This window comes from Akkermansiaceae bacterium (genome assembly GCA_024233115.1).
Lineage (GTDB): Bacteria > Verrucomicrobiota > Verrucomicrobiia > Verrucomicrobiales > Akkermansiaceae > Oceaniferula.
This window is the reverse complement of sequence record JACKQB010000002.1, coordinates 542,070-566,022: the sequence shown is the minus strand read 5'-3', so window position 1 is coordinate 566,022 and position 23,953 is coordinate 542,070. Positions and strand designations below refer to the sequence as shown.

Annotated in this window: 19 protein-coding genes and 1 tRNA gene; 15 read left to right on the top strand and 5 right to left on the bottom strand. The window is 55.2% G+C overall.

The genetic code is table 11. From position 1 onward, the window contains the following. Positions 1–67: 67 nt before the first annotated feature. The 3 genes from H7A51_06610 (at position 68) to H7A51_06600 (ending at position 4,950) form a co-directional block, all read left to right on the top strand. Positions 68–3,478 carry an FG-GAP repeat protein gene (locus H7A51_06610; GenBank protein ID MCP5535891.1) on the top strand — a complete coding sequence of 1,137 codons (3,411 nt, stop codon included), beginning with the start codon at positions 68–70 and terminating at the stop codon, positions 3,476–3,478. 229 nt (positions 3,479–3,707) lie between these two features. Beyond that, on the top strand, positions 3,708–3,971 hold the full coding sequence (locus H7A51_06605; GenBank protein ID MCP5535890.1) for a hypothetical protein: 264 nt from the start codon (positions 3,708–3,710) through the stop codon (positions 3,969–3,971). Between the two features lie 100 nt (positions 3,972–4,071). Further along, positions 4,072–4,950: a helix-turn-helix transcriptional regulator gene (locus tag H7A51_06600; protein ID MCP5535889.1), complete on the top strand. Its 879-nt coding sequence runs from the start codon at positions 4,072–4,074 to the stop codon at positions 4,948–4,950. 465 nt (positions 4,951–5,415) lie between these two features. On the opposite strand, the gene H7A51_06595 is transcribed toward H7A51_06600, so the two are convergent. Continuing rightward, positions 5,416–5,565 carry a hypothetical protein gene (locus H7A51_06595; GenBank protein ID MCP5535888.1) on the bottom strand — a complete coding sequence of 50 codons (150 nt, stop codon included), beginning with the start codon at positions 5,563–5,565 and terminating at the stop codon, positions 5,416–5,418. Between the two features lie 39 nt (positions 5,566–5,604). On the opposite strand from H7A51_06595, the gene H7A51_06590 reads away from it, so the two are divergent. Further along, a complete protein-coding gene (locus tag H7A51_06590; GenBank protein ID MCP5535887.1) occupies positions 5,605–6,333 on the top strand; it encodes a hypothetical protein in 729 nt (242 codons plus the stop codon). Between the two features lie 142 nt (positions 6,334–6,475). Here H7A51_06590 and rpmJ read toward each other — a convergent pair whose 3' ends face one another. The 3 genes from rpmJ to H7A51_06575 all read right to left on the bottom strand — a co-directional run bounded on the left by rpmJ (position 6,476) and on the right by H7A51_06575 (position 9,530). Further along, positions 6,476–6,640, bottom strand: coding sequence for a 50S ribosomal protein L36 (gene rpmJ / locus H7A51_06585; protein ID MCP5535886.1), 165 nt, complete (start codon positions 6,638–6,640; stop codon positions 6,476–6,478). A 117-nt stretch (positions 6,641–6,757) separates the two neighbouring features. Then, positions 6,758–8,362 (bottom strand): phosphoglycerate dehydrogenase, encoded by a 1,605-nt coding sequence (locus H7A51_06580; protein MCP5535885.1) that lies wholly within the window; start codon positions 8,360–8,362, stop codon positions 6,758–6,760. Positions 8,363–8,435: 73 nt separating this feature from the next. Further along, a complete protein-coding gene (locus H7A51_06575; GenBank protein ID MCP5535884.1) occupies positions 8,436–9,530 on the bottom strand; it encodes an SAM-dependent methyltransferase in 1,095 nt (364 codons plus the stop codon). Between the two features lie 111 nt (positions 9,531–9,641). Here H7A51_06575 and H7A51_06570 point away from each other — a divergent pair, with 111 nt between their 5' ends. The 4 genes from H7A51_06570 (at position 9,642) to H7A51_06555 (ending at position 16,031) form a co-directional block, all read left to right on the top strand. Beyond that, a complete protein-coding gene (locus tag H7A51_06570; protein MCP5535883.1) occupies positions 9,642–12,098 on the top strand; it encodes a transglycosylase domain-containing protein in 2,457 nt (818 codons plus the stop codon). A 200-nt stretch (positions 12,099–12,298) separates the two neighbouring features. Then, a complete protein-coding gene (locus H7A51_06565) occupies positions 12,299–13,528 on the top strand; it encodes a hypothetical protein (GenBank protein ID MCP5535882.1) in 1,230 nt (409 codons plus the stop codon). 18 nt (positions 13,529–13,546) lie between these two features. Then, positions 13,547–14,953: a TonB-dependent receptor gene (locus tag H7A51_06560; GenBank protein MCP5535881.1), complete on the top strand. Its 1,407-nt coding sequence runs from the start codon at positions 13,547–13,549 to the stop codon at positions 14,951–14,953. Positions 14,954–15,005: 52 nt separating this feature from the next. After that, the gene (locus tag H7A51_06555; protein ID MCP5535880.1) at positions 15,006–16,031 is read left to right on the top strand and encodes a GNAT family N-acetyltransferase; all 1,026 of its coding nucleotides are present in this window, start codon (positions 15,006–15,008) and stop codon (positions 16,029–16,031) included. Between the two features lie 131 nt (positions 16,032–16,162). Here H7A51_06555 and H7A51_06550 read toward each other — a convergent pair whose 3' ends face one another. After that, positions 16,163–18,286: an elongation factor G gene (locus H7A51_06550; protein ID MCP5535879.1), complete on the bottom strand. Its 2,124-nt coding sequence runs from the start codon at positions 18,284–18,286 to the stop codon at positions 16,163–16,165. A 189-nt stretch (positions 18,287–18,475) separates the two neighbouring features. On the opposite strand from H7A51_06550, the gene H7A51_06545 reads away from it, so the two are divergent. The 7 genes from H7A51_06545 (at position 18,476) to rplD (ending at position 23,933) form a co-directional block, all read left to right on the top strand. Beyond that, positions 18,476–18,550: transfer RNA gene (locus tag H7A51_06545), tRNA-Met, on the top strand. A 534-nt stretch (positions 18,551–19,084) separates the two neighbouring features. Further along, complete coding sequence (locus H7A51_06540) at positions 19,085–19,459, top strand: 30S ribosomal protein S12 (protein ID MCP5535878.1); 375 nt, start codon at positions 19,085–19,087, stop codon at positions 19,457–19,459. A gap of 47 nt (positions 19,460–19,506) precedes the next feature. After that, positions 19,507–19,980, top strand: a complete 474-nt coding sequence (gene rpsG / locus H7A51_06535) for a 30S ribosomal protein S7 (GenBank protein MCP5535877.1) — start codon at positions 19,507–19,509, stop codon at positions 19,978–19,980. A 54-nt stretch (positions 19,981–20,034) separates the two neighbouring features. Continuing rightward, positions 20,035–22,188, top strand: a complete 2,154-nt coding sequence (gene fusA, locus H7A51_06530) for an elongation factor G (GenBank protein MCP5535876.1) — start codon at positions 20,035–20,037, stop codon at positions 22,186–22,188. A 56-nt stretch (positions 22,189–22,244) separates the two neighbouring features. Next, positions 22,245–22,553, top strand: a complete 309-nt coding sequence (gene rpsJ / locus H7A51_06525) for a 30S ribosomal protein S10 (GenBank protein ID MCP5535875.1) — start codon at positions 22,245–22,247, stop codon at positions 22,551–22,553. A 55-nt stretch (positions 22,554–22,608) separates the two neighbouring features. Continuing rightward, positions 22,609–23,256 (top strand): 50S ribosomal protein L3, encoded by a 648-nt coding sequence (gene rplC, locus H7A51_06520; protein ID MCP5535874.1) that lies wholly within the window; start codon positions 22,609–22,611, stop codon positions 23,254–23,256. Between the two features lie 68 nt (positions 23,257–23,324). Beyond that, positions 23,325–23,933: a 50S ribosomal protein L4 gene (rplD, locus tag H7A51_06515; GenBank protein MCP5535873.1), complete on the top strand. Its 609-nt coding sequence runs from the start codon at positions 23,325–23,327 to the stop codon at positions 23,931–23,933. Positions 23,934–23,953 lie beyond the last annotated feature (20 nt).

The following is a 23,953-nucleotide window of genomic DNA, read 5'->3' as shown; positions in this document are numbered from 1 at the left end:
CCCTCCCCCTCCGGCGGATAGTAAATTGACCGGAACCCCGATTCCTACATCCGATAACACATCTTTGATGCAAGCACTGGAAGAAGCTCGTTTGACAGCTTGCCGTATCACCCTGAGAGAAGCGGCGATGGAGAAAAATAACGGTGCACAATATTTTATCTCGAACCCACAACAGCAGTTGACAGCGCGTTTCCTTGATGGAGCTATCCGCCTTGGTTCCGGACAAGGCGGGATATGGACCGCTACTCTGGGGTTGGAGGGCAGCCAGCACGCAGTACCGAGGGCGAGCGGTAATCGGGTCGAGTATGCGCACGGGAGTGGATTGAAGGAATGGTTTGTAAACTGTTCCGAAGGCATCGAGCATGGTTTCACGGTATCGAAACGTCCGGTGGGTCAAGATACCACAGGAGAGCTGCGCCTGGACATGCGGCTCGAAGGCTTGCTCGCCAAGGCTGTGGACGAGGACGGCAAAGCTCTCGAATTCATCGATCCGGAAAGCAGAGCCTCCTGCGTCCGGTATGACGGATTGAAGGCATGGGATGCCCACGGAAAAGCGCTCGTCTCAAGAATGGAAGCAAGCCCTTCCGGTTTCACTCTCGTGGTGTCAGATGCCGGAGCCGTATACCCGCTTACGATCGACCCGCTCATCACTTCCCTCGAAAGCAAGCTGGAACCTATTTTCACTGGCGACGGCTCACCAAAAGACTTCCTCGGCAGCTCGGTAGCAATTGCGGGCGACACGGCGGTCGTCGGAGTGCCAGGCGATGACACAGCTGCTGGTGAAGGTACGGGTAGTGCCTATGTCTTCATCCGCACTGCATCGAGTTGGTCGCTTCAATATATTTTAATGGCCGATGATGCGAATGCTGGCGATGAGCTTGGTGGAGCTGTTTCAATCTCCGGCACGACCATCATCGTCGGTGCCCGCTTTGGTGATTCGATCAACGAAAGCGATACGGGAAGCGCCTATGTTTTTGTAAGGAATGGCGACGTATGCTCCCAACAGGCTAAGTTGATTCCCAATGACCCGGCCTACGATGACTGGTTCGGAGCATCCGTGTCGATTGATGGAGAGACTTTGGTCGTCGGGTCTCCAAGACACGATAGCCTAACTTATGGTGATGTTGGAAGCGCATACGTTTTTGTCCGAAGCGGCACGACATGGACACAGCAGGCGCAACTGACCGCCAGCAATGGTGAAGGTGTGGACAATTTTGGTAACTCGGTTTCGATCTCAGGAACTACCATCCTTGTTGGCGCCGAGGGAGCGGATTATTCAGGATACACCAATACCGGAAGTGCCTATGTCTATCTTCGCACGGGAACCTCTTGGAGCCAGCAGGCGATTCTGACACCGCGTGACGACGTTATTTACTTCGATGGTGCCTTTGGTGTATCCGTCGCGCTATCCGGAAACACCGCGCTCATCGGGGCCGAGGGAGAGAGTTCAAGCGGACGAGCTCACGTATTCACCCGCTCTGGCACGACATGGACGCGACAGTCAATGCTTGTTCCTGCTGACTCGACGAGCTCCGATTATTTTGGTACTTCAGTCGCACTTTCGGGCAATACGGCGGTCGTGGGATCGGACTTGAACGATTCGACTCGCGGAGACAATACGGGCAGTGCCTATGTGTTTTTCAGAAACGGTAGCAGCTGGAGTCAACAGGCGAAACTCGAATCCACGCTAGCGCGAGCAGAAGATCAGTTTGGATACTCTGTGGCAGTTTCTGCGGACACGGTGATCGTTGGTGCTCCATTCGCGCGCGGAGTCATTCCCCATGAATTTCAAAATGATAGTGATGCGGGCAGTGCCTTCGTATTCTCCCGCAGTGGCTCGACCTGGAGTCTCCAACAGGAGCTCAACGGTGGCAATGGCGCCATCAGCAATGGCTTCGGTTCTGAAGTAGAAATCGAAGAAAACACTGCTGTCGTAGGAACCCCAGGAGAGGACACCCCTTCTGCGACCGGCGCAGGAGCAGCCTACGTCTTCACCAAATCCGGGGACACCTGGAACTATGCAGCCCGTCTGATCGCTGACGATTACTTTAGTCCTCACGACCCCAATCCCATGTTCGGATCCTCTATCTCAATTTCCGGCAATACCATACTCGTGGGTGCGTGGAATGTGAGAGGCGGCGAGGGGAGGGCATATGTATTCACAAACAATGGAGGAAGCTGGCAGCAGCAGGCTATCTTGAGTGCATCGACCGGTTTGGCGCACTTTGGCATTTCCGTTGCGGTAGAGAATGACCGGGCGTTGGTGGGCGCGCCTTTAGAGAGAAATGCTCGTGGTGCAGCCTATGTTTTTGAGCGCAGCGGAACTAATTGGACTCAGCAGACAAAACTGATCGCCGCTGATGAGACAGCCTATTCATCATTCGGTGTCGCGGTGGATATGTCAGGTGATACGGCAGCTATTGGAAGCGATCAAAAAACCATCGACTCGGCTGTCGCTGCTGGATGCGTTTACATTTTCACGACGAGCAATGGTGTCTGGTCCCAGCAACAGAAGCTGACCGCGACCGACGCTACTGCTTACCACGAATTCGGGGGCGAACTTGCCATCTCAGGGGAAACCATACTGATCGGCGCCAAGAATACTTATTACAATCCACCGGTTTTCAGAGGGACAGGATATGGAAGCGCCTACATCTTCGCTCGCAGTGGAGCAACCTGGACGCAACAGGCGAAGCTGCTTCCAGCAGTCGAAGAGTTCAACGATTACTTCGGTAGCTCGGTCGCCCTTGACGGACCAATAGCTATGGTAGGATCCCCTCTCCGCGACCGGGGAGCAGAAAGCAATCTCGGAGAAGTGTTCATCTATCGTCGTAGCGGGTCGACCTGGAGCCAGGAAACAAGTATCGTTTCGGATATCAGCACCCCCAGCCAATCGTTTGGTAGCGCTATCGCTCTCACAGGGTATACCGCGCTGGTTGGAGCATCTAGCACGGAGGCCGTTAATCCCTACACGGGAATTCCCGCCCAAAATTCCGGAACAGCCTACTTCTTCCACCTTGAAGTCACGGCGGAGCCTACTCCAAGAGAACTCTTCGACAGTGCCATGCTCGCTGCGAATCAATTTGGAAACAACGCTCTTCCCTCTGCTATCCCATACCACGATGGTGTTGAAAACCTCCTCAAGTATGCCTTTAACATGAATCTGAGCGCAGCGGATGTGCGTGAACTTATTCCCTCCACCGGAACGGCGGGGCTACCTTTGATTACGCTGGACCGTAGTCAGGCGACACCTCGCTTACGTTTCGAATTCCTGCGCCGGAAAAACAGCGGCCTGATTTACACGCCATTAAAGGGAACGGAATTGAATGCCGGGTCATGGGTGGGGCTGTCTTCACCGGTGCCGGATGTCATGCAGTCCATCGATTCAGAATGGGAACGGGTGGTGTATTTTGAAGACGTAGACCTGAGCACCCAACCGCGCTACTTCGGGAGAGTCGAAGTAGTCTTGCCCGAATAACTCTATCCCGTGTATTTCATAAAAAGAGTCGCGCGATTGTTGGTTATTGTTAGTTTTAGTTAGCTTAACACTTGAAATATAACCAATCGCGCGACAACAGATTGTAATCAGGAGTACGGAGCAGCGGCACTACCGTTTCATTTCCAGAAAAAGCATTGTCGTGTACACTCACAGGTGTGAAGGGCCACCATTCCACATAGGGGCTTGTGCAGATTTGATAGTGGGAGACGTGGAAAAGCATCGATTTTTCGAGGTCCGTTCATCCTCAGGCACTTGGCTGATTGGCCTCTGGAAATTAAAGGTCATCGACCATTACTGCACATTCCGCTCGACGTTGGGGATGGCCACGGCTGGCTCGGATCTGATGCTGCTCAGCTTGTCACGGCCCTATGCGGATATGCGTATCAGGCAGTCGTTAAATTCGCGCGAGCCACATCGACACCTGCAACCCTTCGTCCAAAAACAAACCTTGGATCGCCAGGCTCTAACATGATCGTAAGGAGGGGTGGGAAAAATCATTTTTCCTGTTTTTCCTGTAACCAGAGGGAAATTATCGCGAATGGAAAGGGTCGAACAATGGCTTCGGTTCCAACATGTATTCCCCCTCCACAGTAGCACCCCAGCGAAATATCCGGAAACTCACAGGCTCTGGCTACTCCGCCACCCTTTTCGAGTCGGACCCGGACCGTAGTATTGTCCTTCCAGCATCGGCATACCATGTCTTTTTGATACCCCGGGATTTGTTAGTCTGGCCGGTCACCGTTGTTTGTGGGCACGAGGAGCGGATGCTCACACTCGGGCAGGCGAGAAGCGCCGCTGTTTATGTGCCACCCTTCCAGCAGGCTGCCATCACCGTGAGTGCATCCGGGCAATACATCCTGTTGCAGGTGCTCGACTGTCTTTATCATAGGAAACTAGCGGAGCAAATGCCCTATACGGAGAAGAGGGTCACATTTTGTTGTCGTGTGATCCAGTCACTCTCTGGCGCCTCGGTGGAGGGACTGTTCACAGCCGTGGAATCAACTGGCCCCGCCGCCACCGTCTCCAGCCCGGCAGGTCAATACAGCGCTGTAACTGCGGTAATCAAGGAGTGCCTGGCGGAAAAACCCGCCGGTCCGGAATCATCCCGCATTGCTGAGGAGAAGATCCATCAGTATATGTGGCAGAACCTTGATCAGGCTATTTCCGTGGATGACCTGTCCGTCATCACGCATCTGAGCAAGTACCACTTTTCCCGCTGCTACCGGTCACTCACGGGCGCTAGCCCCGCCGCTTTTTTGCGCAAGTTACGGGTCTTCAAGGCGAGGCATTTACTCAGTACCCGGCAGCCTCAGCCCCGTTTGGCAGACCTGGCGCTCGACTGTGGCTTCAGCGACCAGCCCCATCTTAGCAGGGTGTTCAAACAATACACCGGCATGACTCCAAGCGCGTATCTAAAGCTGGTGGAATCGGGAAAACAGCAATCTGTGTAATTAAGAAAAACTAACAAATAACAGCATGAACGTTCAAGACGAGCAGCATGGATTTCTGATAGTCTCCGGTGATGTTCGATAAGCATTGATCCGATGAGCTACAGCACCGTCACCTGCCATACCCCCTTCAAACTTTTAACCCATAAAAAAATCCTCGCTGTCGATTAGCGAACCCGCTCCTGCATGAAGGTCAAATGATCCGCCGCAGGAGCGGGATAATACCCCAAAGACACACCGCGTTTTCTCTGCTGGCGGACACAAACCGCCGGTCACTCAAAGAGAATGACACAAGCCACTGATACTGGATACCTCCTGTTTTACTAGCCCCCTAGCCCCAACGATTATGATGACCCGCTTCTTTTTTCGGTAAAAAATGTATTTTTCCTGTAACCAGCGAGGAACGATCGCGAATAGAGGGTGGAATCGATGTGGGTTCTACCTGACTGGAGTCGGGCTTTGTTTCCTTCATGCGTATGCACGGGGAAGTGGATTCTGACTTACAGCCTGGTTTTTGTAGTTTGTGTGTAAGTAAGCGCCGATGCGGGGGGAGGATGTGTGACTGCCTCCCGCATCGGCAAATTTGAAACGGAAGAGGCGAGGTTGGGTTGCTTTCATGATTGCAGTTAGCTGGGGATGGTGCAGAGTCCGTGGCCGATGAAACGTGCTCTTTTCTGTTTGCTTGCCCTGGTTGCCGCTCTTTTGAATAGTTGTATCGATGGTGAGGAGGAGGTTTTTATCAATGCCGATGGCTCGGCCCGGGTGACGGCGGTGTACCGGGTGCCGGGGATTCTTTTTTCTGCTGAGGATGCCGAGGAGCTGAGGACCAACATCACCGAGGAGGTCGCGCGGCAGAAGAACCTCAAGCTGATCACCAATCGGATCGACAAGGAAAATGGTAGCCGGGTGATTACCATCGAGTTGGCAACCGATGACATCATCGCCTTGGAGGGAACACTGGCCGAGCACACCCCTGGCATCAATCCGAGCAAGGCGGACAAGATGCTGCACGCGATCATCGGCAGCATCACGGTCAACCTGGATGGTCTGAGTGCCGAGCTCAGTCGCAAGGTGGACCTGGGGCCGCTGCTTGACGAGAGCCTGGGGAATAAAAGCGCGACGATCCTTGGTGACTCGGAATTCCGCTATATTGTCCACCTGCCGGAACCGGCGAAACAAAGCAATGCCCACGTGGTGGAAAACGATGGCCGGACGCTGAAATGGTATTACAAACTCAGTGAGTGCCACAAAAAGCCGATCCGTCTGAATATGGTGGCGAGTATCCCGCTGCCGTGGTGGGTCTATGCCGCTGGTATGACCGGGTTACTGCTGCTGGTCTGGGGGGGGTGGAAATGGGTGGGCTTGAAGTCGCGGATGAGCCAGTGAAGCTTCGCTTCCTATCATCGGGTCATGACCGGGACCCTCCTGCGCGTGAAGCTACGGCGGGGCACGCGGATCACATGCCACGTAAAAAACCCTTCCCCGAGTGAACGGAGAAGGGTTGGAGATTGTTTCCAGGGGAAGCGAATTACTTCACGCCTTTTTTACTGAGGCGGGTTCCTTTGGTGGCACCTTGGCGGGCCTTGAACTTGGGGTTGCTCTTACAGATGACGTAGAGGGTGCCCTTGCGCTTGACGACTTGGCAGTCTTCGTGGCGGCGCTTCATGGAGAGGAGTGAGGAAAGAACTTTCATGGTTTGAAGTGAAGTTGAAGTGTGTTGGGAAAATGGTTTGGACGGATGTCGGGACGCGGAAAATACCCAGATTGGATATTGTGTAAAGCCTATTTCTGGGAAAATACCCTCAATTTTCTAGATTTCGACGGCGATTACCGACAACACACCCGGCTTGGAGGCCAGATTTGTGATGAAAGCGGCGTCTGGAGCCGTATCCAGCTCGATCACGTTGAGTGCCACACCGAGTGACTGGTTGCGGGCCAGGGAGAGGTTGGCGATGTTCAGTCCGGCGTCTCCGAGCGCGGTTCCGACGAGGCCTACGATGCCTGGGCGGTCGTCGTTGCGGACGATCAGGAAATGCCCGCTGATGTTGGTATCGACGAAAAGGCGGTCGATTTCCACGATCCGGGGTGTTTGACCGATGATTGTGCCGGCGACGCGGAATTTTTCACCATCCTTGCTGAGTTCGACAACGATAAGCTCGCTGTACTCGGTTTTGGCATTGATGACGGAATCGATCAGCTCCAGCCCCATATCGTGGGCGACGGCAGGGGAGTTGACAATATTGACCTGGCCGTCAGGACGGGCGGCTTCGAGGTATCCGGTGAGCACCGTGCGGGAAATCAGAGAGGTGTCTTTTTCCGCGATATCCCCGTGGTAGGAGACCCGCAGGGAGTCTGGATTCACCGGCCCCAGTTTGGCGATGAATTTTCCCAGGGATTTGGCAAGGTCAAGGTAGCCACCGATCTCCGCCAGTGCGGCGGCGTCGAGTGAGGGCATGTTGATCGCGTTGCGGATCTCGCCGGTTGCGAGGAAGTCGCGGATTTGTTCAGCCACTTGAATACCCACATTTTCCTGGGCTTCGATGGTGGATGCGCCGAGGTGGGGGGTGAAGGAGACGTGTTTGGGCCGGTCAAAAAGAAGGTGGTCCGCGGCAGGCGGCTCATCCTCGTAGACGTCCAGTCCACAACCGGCGATGTGGCCGGAATCGATGGCCGCTTTCAGCGCAGGTTCGTCGATCAGGCCACCCCGGGCACAGTTGATGACCAAGGCATTTTTATTCATCAGCGCGAGGCGCCCGGCATTGATAATGTGCCGTGTGCTGTCTGTGAGCGGGACGTGAAGTGTGACGACGTCGGCACCCGTGAGAGCCTCGTCGGGGCTGCTGGCGAGCTCGATTTTGAGCTGGTCGGCACGGGCTTGGGTGAGAAACGGATCGTAGGCGACCACGTGCATCCCGAATGCCTGCGCACGTTTGGCGAACTCGGCGCCGATACGTCCCATACCGATGACGGCGAGGCGTTTTCCGTTCAACTCGATGCCTCCGAATGCTTTGCGGGCAGCGGCGAAGTTCCCCTTCAGCACTTCAGCGTGGGCTGGGCCGATGTTGCGGGCGGCGGAAAGCATCAGGGTGAAGGCCAGCTCGGCGGTGGAAATGGTGTTGCCGGTAGGTGTGTTCATGACGATCACGCCGTGATTGGTGGCGGCGTCACGATCGACGTTGTCGACGCCCACACCGGCGCGGCCAACCGCCTTCAGTTCGGTGGCCGCGGCGAGCACCTCAGCGGTCACCTTGGTCTGGGAGCGGATGATCAGGCCATGATAGGAAGGAATGATCTTGATGAGCTCCTCAGGGCTAAGGCCCGTGTTGACATCAACTTCAAGGTCCGGATGACTGCTGAGCAGTTCGACACCTTTGTCCGAAATGGGATCTGATACGAGAATACGTTGCTTCGCCATGGCGGGCATTTAGAGGGAGTCGCTTAACTTGTCAAAACATAGCAGTGACAATTATCGTCATAACGTATCTTTTTTATCCCCTGGTCATTTCCAGCACCAGGAATCGGGTACCCAGCATGGCTGGATGGGTCAGGGTCTGGAATTGGCGGAGCAGCGCAGCATCATCGGCGCCAGGAGCTGATTCAAGGCCGATCAACCAGTCTCTGGCATGGTTTGTTAGGTAGCTTGCCTGGGTTTGAAGCCGCGGGTTCTTGAAGCCCGCCGATACGGCCGCCTTTTCGAGTCGGGTGAAATCAACGTGGCAGGTGATATCAATTTCCCCTGGAAATTCGAGAGGGTTGTCCGATTTCCGGTGCTGGTGATAGGTCTGGAGCGTACCTTCGCTTCGGTCAGGATGGTAATAATCATCCGAGCCATGGCCGTAGTCGATGGTGATGAACAGACCCGACTCAAGTGCCGCCGCAGCCTCACTAACAAACTTTCCAATACCTGCACTGTATTCGGTGGTGTAGCCATCGGGAAACTGGTTGCCCAGCGAAGCACAGAACGATTGCAGCCCGCGATCCTGGAGTTCGGCACTGATGAACCGAAGTGGCCTGCCGGCATCTCCCTCGTGGTGAACCAACAGCTGCACCCAGCCGCCATTTTCAAAACGGATGAGGTCTACCGGGAAGGCGTCAATCAGCTCATTGGAAATGACAGCTCCATGCAAGCCGCCCATTTCAGACAGGGTGGTCCGACAGGAGAATTTCCCATCAAACCGCGGGCCGAGCGTCGCCTGTTGGGCTTCCCTCAATGACCGGCTAACCTCGACCAGGTGATAGTGCACCGCGTTGTAGCAGTCGGGCGAGCAGCGTTTGATTTCCTCGAGAATATCGGCCCCCAGGGCACCGTCGTGCGCCCCAGGTTCGATGATGTGAAATGCCTCTGGTTTTCCGCTTTCCTCCCAGAATGCCATGAGTCTTCTCGCTAGAATGAGTCCAAAACAACGCCCTACGCTGACGCTGGTGATAAAGTCGCCCTGCCTGCCAACGCGCTGGGTTGGCGATGCGTAATAGCCAAACTCCGGATCATACAATGCCATCGCCATGTAGTCGCGGAAGCGTATTGGTCCGTTTGCCGAAATACGGGACCGTATTTTCTCTGACAACGGGCTCTTCGTTTCCACAAAAGCGGGTGTTGCCTTCGACCCCATCTGAGGGTATGAAGAGTGATCCCCGCCGGGGTGAGGGGGGGCAGGTCCTTGTGATGATTCCTCCACCATTGAAAAAATGAGATAATGGGTAATAAGCGTTCCAATACAAGCAGTCAGCGCGTTGGCACTGGCAACAAGCGCCGCAAAAGAAGATTCTTCAAGCTCAAATGGCTGGTTTATCTCTTCATTTTAGGACTGCTGGCTTGCGGTGCAGGCTATCTCGTTTTTGAAATAAAAACCAAACCATTCAAGGAGCGTGCCGCGACATACGACCTGACTAAAATTGACGACGTCGAGGTGAAAAGCCTGATCCTTGATCGGAAAGGCCGGGAGATTGGTCGTATATTTGTCGAGAACCGCGACAAGATCAGCATCAAGGATGTGCCCCAGACGCTGATCGATGCTCTGGTCGCAGGTGAAGACCAGCGGTTTTTCGAACACGACGGGGTTGATCGCATTGGTGTGGTGCGTGCAGTGTGGCTTAACTTCAAGGCAGGCCGACAGACCCAGGGTGCCAGTACACTCACCCAGCAATTGGCTCGTAACGCCTTCCACCTCAAAGAGGAGGCGGACAAGCGGGGTGAGGGTGGCCTCGAGCGGAAAGCGGTGGAGGCTTTCCTTGCCCTGCGTATCGAGGAGGCATACGGCAAATACGAAATTCTCGAGTTCTATCTGAACCGTATTCCATTTGGTAGCGGTTACTATGGCATCAGGTCTGCCTCGCTCGGGTATTTTGGCAAGGAGCCGCGTGACCTGACAACAAGTGAGTGCGCTTCATTGGTCGGCTGTATCAAAAACCCGACCAGGATTTCCCCGCTCAACAGCCTTGAGGAAAATAAAAAGGCCCGCGACCAGGTGTTGCGGAGGATGGTGGAGGAGGAGTTCATTTCTGCGGCCGAAGGAGAAAAACTACGAGACGCACCGGTAGTGGTAAACCCCCAACCCATTCGCCGCGGGACCTCGCACCTCTACGAGCGCATTGCCAGCGCGGTCCGCCAACGTCTCGGTGAAGACGCTCTAACACAAGGTGGTTTCCAGATTCACACCACCATCGATCTGGATATTCAACAAGCGATGGAGCAGGGGATGCTCAAGCAGCTCGCCGCCGCCGAAGCCAGGCAAGGGTACAAGCACCCTCTCTACGAGTCGTATCGCAAGGAGGATGGCAGCCCTGAATACCTCCAAGGAGCGGGGTTGATGGTCGATAACTCGAACGGATCCGTCCTCGCTTATGTCGGCGGGCGTGATTTCAGCCACAGCCAATATGATTTTGTGCAGTCGGGACGCAAACCGATAGGGACGGCCTTTTTCCCCTTCATCTACACCGCGGCATTGGAAAATCAAATGTCGACTGTTTCCAGGGCCATAGACCGGCCGATGGATAACCGGGTGGTCATGGTGGATGGCCGGGAAGGTATTCTCGGTGAGTGGGGGATGGAAACCCTGAGTCCCCAATATGAGGGGGATATCAGCCTGCGAAGAGCCCTGGAGGTTTCCAAAATCGCAGCTTCCGTTAGATTGGGTAAAAAACTGGGCCTCGGAACGGTGATGGAGACAGCACGCAAGTTTGGCCTGTCATTTCCTGAAACCAAACTGCTTGCCCGTATGTTGGTGGGAACCGATGACGTATCCCTCCCTGAGATTGTCCGCGCCTATTCCGTGTTTGCCAACAAAGGGGTTGCGCTAAAGCCGGCCTTCTTTATCGACCGTATCATCGATTCATCGGGAACGGCACGTTACACGGCTAACAGCAACACACATTCCACAACGGCTACCAAGCGTATTGTGAGTGAACAAACGGCTTTCCTCATGCACAGTATGCTCAAGAGCTCACTACGTAACGGCACGGGGGAGGACGGGATTGCGGCCCTGCCCAGCGATGACTCGCTCGCCGGTAAAACTGGAACCACCTATGACTTTGCCGATAATTGGTTTATCGGTTATAACAGCCGGGTCACATGCGGCGTCTGGATGGGTTTTCTCAGCGGAGACCGGAGCGATATTTATCCTGGCGCATTTAGTCGTGAAACAGTCATGCCCGCCTGGGTAAAGGCGATGAAAGTGGCCTCCGTTGATTTTGCAGGCACCCCAATCACTCCTCCCGAAGGGATTGTGCAGCTTGACGTGTGCACCAGCTCCGGCTTGCGCAAGACACGCTACTGCCAGGAATATAAACGTGATGCCCTCAGCGGTGCGGAGTCCTATAATGCAACCACGATCAGCGAATACTTTATCAAAGGAACCGAGCCAACCGGTTATTGTGATGTCCACGGTATGGCATCCCCCAATCTAGGAGACAACCACATCTATGGGGCGCAAGCGACCAAGGTTGCCCGGTCTCATGCCATCCCCATCCAGCCCAGGGAGCCCCTCCTTCTCGGGCAGGACCCCTACGGGACTGAACAACCCGATTTTGCGCCCAAGGACATGCAGTCGGCCCGGAGCGACGGCGGCATGAACTTCGATCAGCTGGATAAGGCTGATGAAGATGCGGCCATCCTGCTCGACATGCCACGGCGTATCGAGATACACGAAGAGTAGGCTCGAACGGAGACCAGTGGGCGGTGGGCGGTAGCCGGTGGCCGGTGGCCAGTAGCCAGTGGGCGGTTCGGTAAAATCAGTCAAACTGCTTGCTTGCACTTTTCCAGCTGCTGGAACATCGTTTTGCCGTGCCTCCTGCTACAACAAAAAAACGAACATGGGCCGGACTGGTTTGCCCGGTCTGTCGATTTGTGTTTCGCGTGCCTAAAGACCACGATGGTGCCGGTGTCATCTGCCCTGCCTGCCACTATCTGCTGAACCTTCCGGGAGCCGAAAGTAAAAGGGTGCCTGTCAGGGTCACCAATGATGATGCACCGAAGACGCTGGTTCCCCAACCCAGGGATAAAAAGTCAAACAAGCCAATCGTTTCCAGACCTCTTTCCAAGGAGGATACCCTGCCGGCAGCACAACCCGCCTTGTCTGGTCCGGACGGCCAGAAGAGGGTGCGCAGAAAGAAACAACTTCCGCAAGCGGGATTGGAATGGGAGCGGAAACCCAGCACCAAGCCGGAGGCACCTGATAACCCCATGATGTGGATCGTGGCAGGTTCTCTGTTAGGTCTTACTGTGGTCGGTATCGGTGCATGGCTTGTGATCGACTCCATTGACAAAGACGACCCGCCGGCAGATCCGGTGGCCAGCCTGCCCAGTGACGCATCCACCGAGCCTCTTACCATCGATGAGGATCAAATGACCGATGAGGAGAAAAGGCGGCAACAGGAAATAGCCGATTCGGTGAAGACCGGTATGAGCGTCCTTACCGATGCCGAGGCTGTTGTGCGCCAATATCTGAATGCCAAGACTCCAGCCGAACTGGAAGCCCTCGTGCGTACTCCGGAGGTTACGGTCCCGCGCATGCGCGCGTGGTATGCCCAGGAAAAATGGGAGACTCCCGGAGCAAAAGACGTGGGTTACGGCGGACGGGTTACGGTCAAAGGTGTGATGGCTTCCATGGCCGTCAGGCTCAATGACTACTCAATCAAGCAAATCGCGCTCGAAAACACTCCGGACGGGTATAAGGTCGACTGGGAAAGCTGGGTGGCCTGGTCCGCCATGCCATGGGAGGATCTTTTTAAGAAACGACCCATCGATCCGGTAGAGGTGCGCGTCCACTGCTCGTTGGATAGTTATTATAACAGACTCTTTGATGACGATAACAAGTGGGTTGCCGTCCGTCTCGAGCACCCGGATTCAGATAGGGCGATTTATGGATATATCGACAAGGAATCACCTGCATTGATGAGGATGTTAGGTGACCTGCGCAACCGCGGTTCAGTAGCGGCTACCATTAAGATTAGTTATCCCGAGGACAGTGTCGCCAAAAACCAGGTGTATATCAACGAATACCTCCAAAGCGGTTGGGTGCGCCCTAGTGCAGATGAAGAAAGTGAGTCCACGCCCGCCGAAGACAAGTCGAAGGACGGTAAATAGACTTTCCTGATTTTCCTGATGAATACACGAGAAATCCCCTCAACGTACGATAAAGCACTCCGGATCAACCTCGACGAAGAGAAATACGGAACCTTTGCGGAAATCGGGGCGGGTCAGGAGGTGGCGAACTGGTTTTTCCGGGCTTCCGGAACAGCGGGTACCATGGCAAAAACCATCTCCGCCTATGATATGACCATGAGTGATGCCATTTATGGCAAGGCCGAGCGTTATGTGTCACGTGACCGCCTCAACGCCATGCTCGAGTATGAGTATGACCTGCTGGTGGAACGCTTACATACAAAGCGTGGTGGTACATCCTGTTTTTTCAGTTTCAGTAACACCGTGCGTGCACGCGGCTACAAGGATACCGGCGAGTGCCATGGATGGTTAGGCGTTCGTCTCCAGCTCAAGCCGGGGGAGGCCCCGTGCCAGATACTCATCCATATCCGCCTGCTCGATCAGGAAAACGTTGATCAAATGGAGGCGCTCGGCATCATCGGGGTGAATCTCATCTACGCGGCATTCTATCACCGTGAGCACTTGTCGCTTTTTGTCGAGTCCCTGATGGATGGCCTGACCCATGACCGTGTCGAAGTCGATATGCTCAAGTTCAGTGGCGAGGGATTCAAGATGATAGATAACCGTCTCTGTCACTTGCAACTGGTTACCAGCGGACTAACAGATGCGGCGATGTTCCTTCCTAACGGCGAGGTGGTCCAGCCTGCCGAGGCACTTTATAAAAAATCCATCGTGCTGCTCCGTGGTAGTTTTGACCCGGTCACCAACCTGCACCTTGATATGCTCAGCCAGACGCGCGAGGAGTTTAACAAATTCCTACCCGCAGACAGGCAGGCCAATACCGTGGAACTCTGCGAGATATCGATGAACAACCTGCTGCGCAAAGGAGCAAAAGGGGAGGGCGGTGAAATCGACCACCTGGCATTCCTGGACCGGGCCGATGCCTTGCAAGCGCTTGGCAAAACCGTGCTCGTTTCCCGTTGCCCCGAGTTCCACCGCATCGCCACCTACCTGAGCCGGTACACCACCAGCCCCATCGGCATCGTCCTCAGCATCGGTCTGCTCAATGAGCTCTTCAAGGCCAAGTGGTCGAAGAATCTGGCTGGCGGCATCCTCGAATCCTTCGGCCGGCTGTTCAAACACGAGCTCTCACTCTACGTTTATCCATGGGGAAACAGAAAATCCGGGGAGCTTGTCACGGCGGACAATTTCAAGACCCCTGAAAATCTCGACCACCTCTACCAGCACTTCCGCGAGAACGGCAAGATCCATCCGATTCCGTGTGGCGACAAAGGGCTGCTCAAGTACACCGGACGCGATATCCAGAGAATGATTGCCGAAGGCGACGAAACATGGAAATCCCTCGTCCCCGAACAAGCCCACCGCTCGGCCCTCCACCTCCACTAGCAGGAGTCCATCCACCATCCACCATCCACTATTCTAAATTCACCATTCAATCATGTCCTGGGGAGATGTCAGAGGTCTTTTGCAATATGTGCCACAATTCCGTGGCAAGGTATTTGTCATGGTGGTGGATGCTCCCGTGCCCGCGCTCGCGGAAACGATGCTCGATCTCGTCACCCTTCAGAACATCGGTGTGCAACTCGTGATCGGCAGTACGGTCCATAGTACGGACGACCTGTTGGACCGGGCCGCCGAGGTGGAGCTGAGTGTGGAAGAGGTTTCCGACCTCTGTTCACCCGGACCGATTACGGCAACCATCAAGCGGGGCCAGGTTGCCATAGCCGATCTTACCGGGGAAAATCCCTTGTCTGACACGGTGGCCGGGTTTGCCCATTCCATCGGTGCTAAAAAGCTCATCCTGCTCCGCGGGGCGGGGGACTCGCTACCCACGGGGGCGATTCGCGCCGCTGATGTCTCGGACGCCCAGCCCCAGGTGCTGCGCTCAGCCGCAGCGGCCTGCCTGTCGGGAATACCGCGTGTGCATGTACTCGATGGCAGTGTCCCCGGGGTCCTGCTCAGCGAGCTGTTTTCCAACGAAGGTGTGGGCACCATGGTGTACGCCGATAGCTATCGCACCATCCGCCCGCTGCGCGAGGAGGATATCGTCGAACTGTTGGGAATGATCGGCCGGTCCGTCAGGAACGCCCATCTCGTACCCCGGGATTTTGCCGCTGTGGCAAAAAGAATCAACGACTACTCGGTGATGGACATCGATGGCAACGTGGTTGGCTCGGTAGCCCTCTACCGCTATCCCGGTGAGAATACGGCGGAGGTCGCCTGCCTCTATGTCAAACAGGCACACGAAGGGCTCGGCTATGCCCGCGAGTTGGTGCATTACGCAGAGCAACAAGCCAGCCGGGAAAACATCCCCCGGGTATTCGCCCTCACCAACCGGGCCGCCGGCTTTTTCCAGCAGCTGGGCTACAGCGAACAATCCGCCGATCAGATCCCGCCAAGCCGTCACCAGCAACTACTCGCCAGTGGCCGCGACTCACGGGTGTTTGGGAAGCTCCTCAAGTAGGACAGCTTTTTAAGCTGTCGGCAGGATGTGTGCTTAGTTTGCCGACAGCTTAAAAAGCTGTCCTACCATTCACAAAAAAGCACCGGCTCGTTCGAGCCGGTGCTTGGTAAATGGGTTGGATTCGGGGAAGCTTACTTCCTCTTTTCCTCCTCGCGTTTCTTGACCTCGGCGATGACCTCGTCGGACACGTTCTTCGGACAAGGCGCGTAGTGGGAGAACTCCATGGAGAACTGGCCACGACCGGAGGTCATGGTGCGCAGGTCGCCGATGTAGCCGAACATGTCGCTCAGCGGGGCGTCCGCCTTCACGCGGATACCGGTGGGCGTGACCTCCTGCTCCTTGATCATACCGCGACGGCGGTTCAGGTCACCGATGACGTCACCGACGTTGTCCTCGGGAGTGAAGACGTCGAGTTTCATGATCGGCTCAAGGATCTGGGGGCCGGCCTTGGGAATGGTCTGGCGATAAGCGGCCTTGGCGGCGATCTCGAACGCGATTGCGGAGGAGTCCACTGCGTGCTGGGCACCGTCGACCAGGGTCACCTTGAAGTTCAGGCAGGGGAAGCCGGCGAGAACACCAACGTCCTTGGACGTCTTGAAGCCTTTTTCAATGGCAGGCCAGTATTCCTTGGGAACGTTACCACCAACCACTTTGGATTCGAATTCAAAATCGACGCCTGCTTCCGGATCGAGCGGCTCAATGATGTAGTCGATCTTACCATACTGACCGGAGCCACCGGACTGTTTCTTGTGGGTGTAGGAGTCTTCAACGCGCTTGGTGATGGTTTCACGGTAGGCAACCTGCGGTTTCCCGACGATGACCTCGACCTTGTGGGTGCGTTTCAGGATGTCCACCTTGATATCGAGGTGAAGCTCGCCCATGCCCTTGAGGATGGTCTCGCCGGAGTCCTGGTCGGTTTCCACAACGAATGTCGGGTCCTCCTTGACCATCTTGCCGATGGCGGTGCCGAGTTTTTCAGCGTTGGCTTTGTCAACCGGTGCAACGGCGATGGAGATCACAGGGTCCGGGAACACCATGGGCTCGAGGGTCGCGGGATTGTCCTTGTCGCAGAGAGTGTGACCGGTCTGCACGTTTTTGAGGCCTACGAGGGCTACAATGTCGCCAGCCTGGGCACCATCAAGTTCGATACGGTCATCGGCACTCATTTCAACGATACGGCCGATACGCTCGGTCTTGCCGGTGAAGGAGTTGAGGATGGTGGCGCCTTTTTCGAGTTTGCCGGAGTAAACACGGGTGAATGTAAGCGCGCCATACTGGTCGTCCATGATCTTGAATGCAAGGGCACGGAGCGGGCCGTTGGGGTCGACGATGGCGAATTTACCCGTGTCGTTGCCTTCCGGGTCGACCTCGGGCTGAGGCGGGACTTCGGTCGGTGAGGGGAGGTAGTCGACCACGGCGTCGAGCAGGACTTGGACGCCCTTGTTTTTGAAGGCGGAGCCGCAGTAGGTGGGGAAGAAATCCAGGGCGATGGTGCCCTTGCGGATGCACTTCTTGAGGTCCTCGATGCTTGGCTCGTTGCCTTCGAGGTATTCCATCATTATTTCGTCATCCTGTTCCACCGCGGTCTCGATGAGCTGGGCGCGGTATTCCTCGACCTTGTCCACCATGTCGGCGGGGATGTCCTGGATGCTGTAGTTTTCTGGCTGGCCGGTTTCATCCCAGACCCAGGCCTTGCGGGTGAGCAGGTCGACCACCCCGACCATGTTGTCCTCGATGCCGATAGGGAGAACCATCACCAGGGGTTTGGCGGCGAGTATGTTTTTGATTTGGCCAACCACGCGGTAGAAATCGGCTCCTGTGCGGTCGAGCTTGTTGACGAAGATGACACGTGCGACCTTGGAGTCGTTTGCGTAGCGCCAGTTTGTCTCGGACTGGGGCTCGACACCGCCGGAGCCACAGAAAACGCCGATGCCGCCGTCAAGGACTTTGAGGGAACGGTACACTTCCACGGTGAAATCAACGTGGCCGGGAGTGTCAATGACATTGAAGCGGTAGGGGGTTTTGCCCCACTGGTTCGAACTGCCTGGCCAGAAACAACTGACCGCAGCGGACTGGATGGTGATGCCTCGCTCTGCCTCCTGCTCCATGAAGTCGGTGGTGGATTCACCTTCATGGACTTCACCGAGTTTGTGGATTTTCCCCGTGAGTTTGAGAATGCGTTCTGTGGTGGTGGTTTTACCGGCGTCCACGTGGGCGAAGATACCGATGTTTCTATAGAGAGAGAGGTCTGACATTGCTTTGTTTTCTGGTTTGATGGCCGCCGGATTATTAATGCGGCGGCGTGTAACTAGCGGATTGTGAGCATTTGGCAACCTTTGATTGAGAAATATGTGATTTTTGTGCTATTTTTTATTCGACAATTCGGGGCGGGGGATTTAATTCCGCCCCGCGCCGCAATATCAGTTTTCGGCAGAATTGGAAATGGCAGGATAGCTCAGGGGTAGAGCGGAGGATTCATAAGCCTTAGGTCGGGAGTTCAAATCTCCCTCCTGCTACCATTTCCATCGGCAATCCGCAGTTTGCCGTTGCGTAATGCCGGGGGGGATTTCGCCGTTGCGTTGTGTTGGCTCTGGTATGGGTGGGTATTCAAGGGTATTTTAGAGAGAGTTGACTCAGCCTGATGGTCTGCCGCTCTTGAAAATCGGCTTATGTGTGAGAATGACTACCTGTTTTTGGCAGGATTTCCCGTGGTTTTGAAAATAAATCAAAAAAAATCCAAATACGGCTTGCCAGAGGGGGTTTGATTTGTATATTCGCCGCCCCTCGCCGCAGCCTTGCGAGAAAACAAAGGGCTGGAATACAAAGAAGAAAGCTGCAGGAAAGCAGTTAAACTATCGGGTAGCTCCGGATAAGAGGCGGTTTTCGAGGTCACTTAATATACCTCGTGCCTCTTGGGCGCACCTCGGTGGTTTTCTAGTTTTCCCACCAGCTGACAAATTACAATCCTCCCGTCAAAAGGGGGTTCATCAGCCACGACTCTCCAATTTTCAAATCAGAACAATTAGAAATCTCAACTAAAACCACGCAGGAATATGCCTACAATTAACCAGCTCGTCCGCAAAGGACGCAAAACGCCAGTGACCAAGTCCAAGTCACGTGCCCTAAACAGCTGCCCGCAACGCCGTGGCGTCTGTCTTCAGGTCATGACCCGCACGCCCAAGAAGCCTAACTCCGCTCTCCGTAAGGTGGCCAAGGTTCGTCTTACCAATGGCCAGGAGGTCATCGCCTATATTGGTGGTGAGGGACACAACCTTCAGGAACACTCCATCGTGCTCGTTCGCGGTGGTAGGGTGAAGGACCTTCCAGGTGTTCGTTATCACATCGTCCGTGGCGCCCTCGATACCCTCGGCGTTGATAAGCGTGCCCAGGCACGTTCCAAGTACGGAACCAAGCGTCCGAAGAAGTAATCAAGTATTCATTCGTTCATTTTAACTAACCAATCATTTAAAATACCATGGCTCGCCGTAAAAAAGTCTATAACCGCCCCGAAACCCGGGACCCCCGCTACGATAGCCCCGTAGTCGGAAAGCTCATCAGCAAGGTCATGCGTGACGGAAAGCGTTCTCTCTCGGAGCGCATTGTCTACGCCGCCATCGATAAAGCCAACGAAGGAACCGACACTGTCGATCCTCTCGAGGTGGTGACCCGCGCCCTTGAGAATGCCAAACCACGCGTCGAGGTGAAAAGCCGCCGCGTCGGTGGTGCTACCTACCAGGTCCCTCTCGAAGTGGATGCCGGTCGCTCGGAATCCCTCGCCATGCGCTGGCTCGTCAATTTTGCCCGCAGCAAAAAAGGCACCCCTATGCACGTTGCGCTCTCCAACGAGATCAAAGACGCTGCCAACAACCAGGGCAATGCCGTTCGCAAACGCGACGATATGCACAAGATGGCCCAAGCCAACCGCGCCTTCGCACACTTCCGCTGGTAATTTCAAACCGCCAGCGGTTTTTCTTTTTTCTAGATCGCCCCAATTCCTTCCGTCATGAGCACGAATCCCAATCATCCCAAACGCCCATATCCTCTGGAGCGTACGCGGAATATTGGGATTGCTGCGCACATTGACGCCGGCAAGACCACGCTCACCGAGCGGATTCTGTTTTACACCGGCATGATCCACCGGATCGGGGAGGTGCATGACGGAGCCACGGTCACCGACCACATGGAGCAAGAGCGCGAGCGTGGTATCACCATCACCTCTGCTGCCGTTACCTGCGAGTGGGTCCAGCATCCTAACGAGGGGGTATTCAAACTCTTCGAAGGCCAGAAACAGCGTATCAACATCATCGACACTCCCGGCCACGTGGACTTCACCGCCGAAGTCGAGCGCTCCCTGCGCGTTCTCGACGGAGCCATCGTTGTCTTTTGCGGTGTCGCCGGAGTACAACCGCAAACCGAAACCGTTTGGCGTCAAGCCGATAAATACCGTGTTCCACGTATCGTGTTTGTCAACAAGATGGATCGCACCGGCGCCAACTTTGATAACGTCTTTCGTGAAGTTAAGAAAAAGTTCGGTGTCCAGGCAGTCCGCATACTCATCCCGATCGGTGCCGAGGAAAACCTGACCGGTCAGATCGACGTGGTGAACATGAAAGCCGTCATTTATAAGGATGACGATGCCATGGGGTCCACCTTTGATATTAAAGACCTTGAAGGCGATCTCCTCGCGACAGCTGAATCAGCTCGTGAGGAACTGGTGTCGATTCTCTGTGATTGCGACGATTTGCTGGGGGAGAAATTCCTCATGGAAGAGGAAATCACCACACAAGATATCAAAAACGCTCTCCGCCGGGCCACCATTTCCAACAAGGTTGTGCCGGTCGCCGGAGGTTCTGCTTTCAAGAACAAAGGTGTCCAGTTCCTGGTGGATTCCGTAGCCGATTACCTGCCAAGCCCTCTCGATATTCCCGCTGCCCAAGGCCAGCAGGCTGATGACCACGAGGCGGTGGTCCACGCTGAGACCAACGACAACGCCGCCTTCTGCTCACTGGCCTTCAAATTGTGGGCAGACAAATATGTCGGCAAGCTGATCTTTTTCCGCGTCTACTCAGGCACCATCTCCAAGGGGGATATGGTCTACAACCCACGCACCCGTAAAAAAGAGCGCATCGGTCGCCTGATCAAGATGCACGCCGACAAACACGAGGACATCGAGACCTGCTACTCCGGCGACATCGCCGCCATCGTCGGCCTCAAGAATGTCCAGACCGGTGATACACTTTGCCAGGAAAAGTTCGACATCATGCTCGAGCCGCCAATTTTCCCCGAACCCGTCATCTCCATGGCTGTGGAGCCCAGGACTGTGGTGGATCAGGATAAGATGGCCGTTGCCCTTGCCCGCCTCTCCGAAGAAGACCCCACTTTTGTTGTGAAAACCGACGAGGAAACCGGCCAGACCATTATTTCCGGCATGGGAGAACTTCACCTCGAAGTCATCGTCGACCGCATGAAGCGCGAGTTCAAGGTCGAGTGCGGTGTGGGCAAACCCCAGATTGCCTACCGCGAAACCATCACAAAAGCCGCTAGCGGCGAGGGTAAACTCGTCAAGCAGTCCGGCGGCCGCGGCCAATACGGACACGTCATCCTCGATGTCGCTCCCGGCGAAAAAGGCAAGGGCCTCACCATCGACAACCTGGTCGTCGGGGGTGCCATTCCCAAAGAATTTATCAACGCTGTGCTGGCCGGGGTGCGCACATCCATGACCAACGGCGTCATCGCGGGATACCCCGTGGTCGATGTCCACGTCAATATCACCGATGGCTCATACCACGATGTCGATTCTAACGAGAATGCATTCAAAATGGCAGCCATCCTGGGTATGAGGGATGCCTTCCAGAAAGCCGGTCCCATTCTTCTCGAACCCGTCATGGAGGTCGAAGTCACCACTCCTGAAGAATGCCAAGGCGACATCATGGGCGACTTGAACCGCCGCCGTGGCCAGATCCAGGAAATCGAGAACAAACCCACCCACGCGGTGCTCAGGGCCGTGGTGCCCCTTGCGCAGATGTTCGGCTACTCCACAGCCGTCAGAACCCTTTCCAGTGGTCGTGCCGACTACACCATGAAACCATCCAGCTTTGAGCAAGTCCCACAAGCCGTTGTGGACGCCCTCACCAATGACTACGCATACGCTAGCTAATACGGCTGGCGAACCCAAACCAACCATCCTCTAAACAACTCTAACACTAATCCGATATGCAACAGCAGAAAATCAGAATCCGCCTCCGCGCCTATGATCACCGCGCCATCGACAAGTCCGCTATGGAGATCGTCGAGACCGCTAAACGCACAGGAGCCAAAGTCGCTGGCCCCATTCCATTGCCTACCCGCATTGAGAAGTTCAGCGTGAACCGTTCCGTCAACCAGAACAAAAAGTCTGCTGAGCAGTTCGAGATCCGTACGCACAAGCGTATGCTGGATATCGTCGATCCAACAGCACGCACCGTGGACGAGCTCAAAAAGCTCAACCTTCCTGCCGGTGTCGACATCGCCATCCGCATCTGAGCCGACCCAGATACCCACCAATCACAAATTTACTAATCACTAATCCCAAAATACCATGGCACTAGGACTACTAGGAAAGAAAGTCGGCATGACTCGCGTCTTCGACGTAGAGGCCGGCACCTCCATCCCCGTCACCGTCATCGACGTTGCTGGTAACGAGTTTCTCCAGGTCAAAACCACCGAGACGGACGGCTACTCCGCCGTCCAGGTTGGCTATGACGACCAGAAGGAATTCCGCCTCAACCTCCCTAAGCGCGGTCACTTCAACAAGTTTGGCGCATCACCGAAGAAGCTCGTTAAAGAATTCCGTTTCGAGAGCGACGCCGATCTCCCTGACACAAAAGCAGCCCACCCGGGTGCTGAGCTTTTCGAAGCCGGCCAGTGGGTGGATGCAATCGGAACCACCAAGGGTAAAGGTTTCCAGGGCGTTGTTAAGCGTTACAATTTCTCCGGACAGCCTGACTCCCACGGCCACATGATGCACCGTCGTCCCGGTGGTGTCGGTGCAGGCACATGGCCCGGCCGTATCTGGAAAAACAAGAAGATGCCAGGTCGTCACGGTGTTTACAACCGCACGATTCAAAACCTCAAAATCGTTCAGGTTCGCCCTGAAGACAATGTGATCCTCGTCTCCGGAGCCGTTCCCGGTCACAAAGGTGCCTACGTCGTCATCCGCCCCGCAGTTAAAAAGACAGCCAAGTAATCTGACTGGTGACACCCGTCGCCTCAAGCTTTCCCCATTAACTGATAACCAATAACTGATAACTCAATATCATGTCTAAAACACTCTCAATCGCAGACGCGAAAGCAGCTAACATCCAGGTGATCGAAGGTCACAAAGGTGACCAGGCTGTTCACGATCTCATCACGGCTTACCGTGCCAACCGCCGTAGCGGAACCGCTTGCACAAAGACCCGTGGTGAAGTCAAGGGCTCGAACAAAAAGCTCTGGAAACAAAAAGGCACAGGCCGCGCCCGTGCAGGCACTACCAAAAACCCCGTGTGGCGTGGTGGTGGAATCGTTTTCGGTCCCCGTCCCCGCTCATACGCTAAAACTGTCAACAAGGGAACACGCAAGCTTGCGCTTCGCAAAGTCCTTGGTGACATGATCAGTGCCGAGTGCGTCATCTCTGTCCCAAGCTTCTCCGTCGAAGACGGCAAGACCAAGTCATTCGTTGCCGCTGTCAAGGCTCTCACCGAGGCCCGTAACGTCCTCGTTGTCGCTGAAAGCTTCGACGATAAAACCTACCTGGCCGGTCGTAACGTTCAGAACGTTCTGCTCATCACCGCTTCAGAAATGAACATCGAGCAGCTTCTCCGCGCCGACACCGTCATCCTCGTGGAGGACGCCTACGAAACCCTCGCACGCCGTACTGCCTAAACCACTAACTATTTCATCAC

Bases quoted from the DNA above. Each gene is read 5' to 3' on its own strand.
- rplC (MCP5535874.1), top strand. From the start codon at position 22,609: ATGGCACTAGGACTACTAGGAAAGAAAGTCGGCATGACTCGCGTCTTC.
- H7A51_06560 (MCP5535881.1), top strand. From the start codon at position 13,547: ATGAATACACGAGAAATCCCCTCAACGTACGATAAAGCACTCCGGATC.
- H7A51_06540 (MCP5535878.1), top strand. From the start codon at position 19,085: ATGCCTACAATTAACCAGCTCGTCCGCAAAGGACGCAAAACGCCAGTG.
- H7A51_06600 (MCP5535889.1), top strand. From the start codon at position 4,072: ATGTATTCCCCCTCCACAGTAGCACCCCAGCGAAATATCCGGAAACTC.
- rpmJ (MCP5535886.1), bottom strand. From the start codon at position 6,640: ATGAAAGTTCTTTCCTCACTCCTCTCCATGAAGCGCCGCCACGAAGAC.
- H7A51_06610 (MCP5535891.1), top strand. From the start codon at position 68: ATGCAAGCACTGGAAGAAGCTCGTTTGACAGCTTGCCGTATCACCCTG.
- rpsJ (MCP5535875.1), top strand. From the start codon at position 22,245: ATGCAACAGCAGAAAATCAGAATCCGCCTCCGCGCCTATGATCACCGC.
- rpsG (MCP5535877.1), top strand. From the start codon at position 19,507: ATGGCTCGCCGTAAAAAAGTCTATAACCGCCCCGAAACCCGGGACCCC.
- fusA (MCP5535876.1), top strand. From the start codon at position 20,035: ATGAGCACGAATCCCAATCATCCCAAACGCCCATATCCTCTGGAGCGT.
- H7A51_06570 (MCP5535883.1), top strand. From the start codon at position 9,642: ATGGGTAATAAGCGTTCCAATACAAGCAGTCAGCGCGTTGGCACTGGC.
- H7A51_06550 (MCP5535879.1), bottom strand. From the start codon at position 18,286: ATGTCAGACCTCTCTCTCTATAGAAACATCGGTATCTTCGCCCACGTG.
- H7A51_06580 (MCP5535885.1), bottom strand. From the start codon at position 8,362: ATGGCGAAGCAACGTATTCTCGTATCAGATCCCATTTCGGACAAAGGT.
- H7A51_06555 (MCP5535880.1), top strand. From the start codon at position 15,006: ATGTCCTGGGGAGATGTCAGAGGTCTTTTGCAATATGTGCCACAATTC.
- H7A51_06595 (MCP5535888.1), bottom strand. From the start codon at position 5,565: ATGAAAGCAACCCAACCTCGCCTCTTCCGTTTCAAATTTGCCGATGCG.
- H7A51_06590 (MCP5535887.1), top strand. From the start codon at position 5,605: ATGAAACGTGCTCTTTTCTGTTTGCTTGCCCTGGTTGCCGCTCTTTTG.